Origin of the sequence: Calidithermus terrae, from assembly GCF_003574345.1 — a bacterium.
In the GTDB taxonomy this organism is placed as follows: domain Bacteria; phylum Deinococcota; class Deinococci; order Deinococcales; family Thermaceae; genus Calidithermus; species Calidithermus chliarophilus.
In genome coordinates, this window is sequence record NZ_QXDL01000341.1 from 1 (window position 1) to 2,676 (window position 2,676).

A 2,676-nucleotide genomic window follows, 5' to 3' on the forward strand; every position below is an offset into this window, starting at 1 on the left:
CCCGGCCACCCCCGCCGCGCTCGAGCCCACCGCCGCCACCTACTTGGGCCTGGGGGCTGGCGACGCGGCCAACGCTGTGGACCTCGCCCCCGACTGCACCGTGGTCGTGGGCGGGCGCTTCGAGGGCACCGACTTCGGCCAGGCGCCCGCCGTCGTCGCCGGCGGCACCGGCGGCGCCGTGCTGCGGCTCGACCCCAGGGGTCAGAAGGTGCTCAAGGTGGTGCGGCTGGGCACGGTCGTGAGCGACCTCGAGGTGCGCCGGGACACCGGCGCGGTCGCGGTGGCCTCCGACGCGGGCGTGGCCGTGCTCGAGCCCGGCCTCGGCGCGGCGGCGTGGGCCGTGGGCGACCAGGGGCCCGCCAGCCGGGTCGCCGTCGCCGGCGACGGCACCGTGGCCGCGCTCTTCGGCAAGACGTTGCGGGTCTATGACGCTTCGGGGGCGCTGCTCTTCAGCAAGGCGTTCGGCGACGCCGCGGTCAACGACGTGGCGGTTGACGCGGTCAGCCGCCGGGTCTTCGTGACCGGCTTCAAGCAGGACGACGGCTACACGTGCGGCCAGCTTCAGATCGCCTGGGTGCGGGCCTTCGACTACCGGGGCGCCCCGGCCTGGAAGGCCTACGACTGGGACAAAACCCAAGCCGGCGACGCGGGGCTGTGCGCCGACACCCGGGGGATGCGGGTGGCGATGGGGCGCGACGGATACCTCTACTTCGCCGGGGAGAGCGCGGGCGGCAACTTCATCTACTCGCGCGACCCGCAAGACTTCGCCGAGCCCGCCGCCAACGTCAAGCGCGGCCCCTACCACGACGCCTACAACACCGCCTCCAACCACATCACCTACTACACCCGCCTCGAGCCCGCCACCGGCGCCCAGCTTCTGGGTCAGGTCCTGCTCGCCCGCCTCGGCAGCGGCAAAGGCAACACCATCCGGCCCTTGGCCCTCGCCGCCGACGAGGCCGGGCGGGTCTACGTGGGTGGGATCGCGGCCTGCTGCATCGCCGCCCGCGACGCGCTGAGCCTCAACGGGCGGACCCTGCCGCCCTACGCCGGGGACGACGCCTGGGTGCTGGTGACGAGCCCCGACTTCCGGGCCGACCTGCTGTGGATGGTTTGGAACGCGGGGGGCAAGGGCGAGGTGCGCGGCCTCGCGGCGGCGGGCGGGGCGGCTGCCCTGGCGGCGGTGGTCAGGCTGAACCCCTTCCACACCCACCGGGCCCTGCAGGAGGCGGGCCCCGGCGGCTATGCCTCGGTCTGGCCCGGCTGGCCGCCCGCGCCTTAAGGCACGGTTAAGCCGAATCGCGTAGCCTTAGGGCGTGAGAGCCCTCGCCCTCGCCGTCCTGCTGAGCGCGGCCCTCGCCCACGGCGGGCACTACCTGCCCCTCTCAGGGGCGGGGGTGCAGGTGATGCAGTCCCCCAAGCCCCTGCCCGCCGTGGAGCTGGTGGACGCGGCGGGACGGGCGGTGAGCTTCCCCCCCAAGGGGCAGGCCTGGGCGCTCTACCTGGGCTACACCCGCTGCCCCGACAGTTGCCCCCTGACCCTCGAGCGCCTGCGCCAGGCCCACCGCGGCCTGGGTTCTCCGGCCGGGGTGCGGCTGGGCTTCCTCAGCCTCGACCCCCAGCACGACACGCCCGCCGTGCTGGGCCGCTACCTCAAGGGTTTCGAGCCGGTGGTGGGCTTCACCGGCACCCCTGAGGCCGTCGCGCGGGCGGCGGGGGCGCTCGAGGTGCGCTACAACCCGGCCCCGGGCGGGGTGCGGCTGTACCACACCGACGTCGTGGTCTTGCTCGACGCCCGGGGGCGTGTCCTGCGGCTGATCTACGGGGCCAGCCGCCTGAGCGCGGCCCAGCTCGCCGGCGAATTGCAACGCCTCGGAGGTTCGTCGTGAAGCCATACCGCTGGATGCTGGCAGGCCTGCTCCTCTGCCTAGGGGGCCTCCTGGGCGCCGCCGACGGCTCGCCCACCTACCACGGCGCCGTGAGCGCGATCCTCGGCGCCAATTGCGCGGGGTGCCACACCGAGGGGGGCATCGCGCCCTTCCCGCTCGACGACGCCGGGTGGGCCGTGAGGATGGCCCCGGCCATCGCCTCGGCGGTGGCGGAGGGCCGCATGCCGCCCTGGCCGCCCGGCGAGGCCTCGCCGCGGATGCAGGGCGAGCGCCGCCTGAGCCCGCAGGCCGTCGAGACGCTGGTGGGCTGGGCCAAGGCCGGGGCCCCGCTGGGGGAGGGGAAGAGCGCTGCCCCCGCCGCAGGGAAACCCCCGGCCCGCACCCCCGACCTCGCCGCCGCGATGCCCAAAGCCTACACCCCGGACGCCAGGCTCTACGACGACTACCGCTGCTTCCTCCTCGACGCCGAGTTCCCCCGCGACACCTTCGTGCAGGGCTACCGGGTTCGCCCGGGGCAGGGCCAGCTCGTGCACCACGTCATCCTCTTCGTCGTCGGCCCCGAGGCGGCGCAGCGGGCCAGGGCCCAGGACGGCCGGGACGGGCGCCCCGGCTGGCCCTGCTTCGGCGGGCCCGGCGTGGGGGCCGACACCGGCACCCTCGGCAACGCGCTGGGCTTCTGGGTGCCGGGCACCCAGGGCACCGACTACCCCGCCGGGACCGGCAAGGAGCTCAAGGCGGGCTCGAGGGTGGTCATGCAGGTGCACTACAACCTCAGCGCCCCCGCCCGCCC

2 protein-coding genes and 1 pseudogene are annotated in these 2,676 nt (G+C 75.1%); all 3 read left to right on the forward strand.

Going from position 1 to position 2,676, the window contains the following annotated elements:
- On the forward strand, positions 1 to 1,279 hold a 1,279-nt coding region (locus tag Mterra_RS22645), incomplete at its 5' end, for a YncE family protein (protein WP_170159768.1).
- Positions 1,280 to 1,313: 34 nt separating this feature from the next.
- Positions 1,314 to 1,886, forward strand: a complete 573-nt coding sequence (locus tag Mterra_RS20365) for an SCO family protein (RefSeq protein ID WP_119316760.1) — start codon at positions 1,314 to 1,316, stop codon at positions 1,884 to 1,886.
- Positions 1,883 to 2,676: pseudogene (locus Mterra_RS20370) on the forward strand (monooxygenase); the annotation flags it as partial. The gene Mterra_RS20365 and the pseudogene Mterra_RS20370, both read left to right, overlap by 4 nt.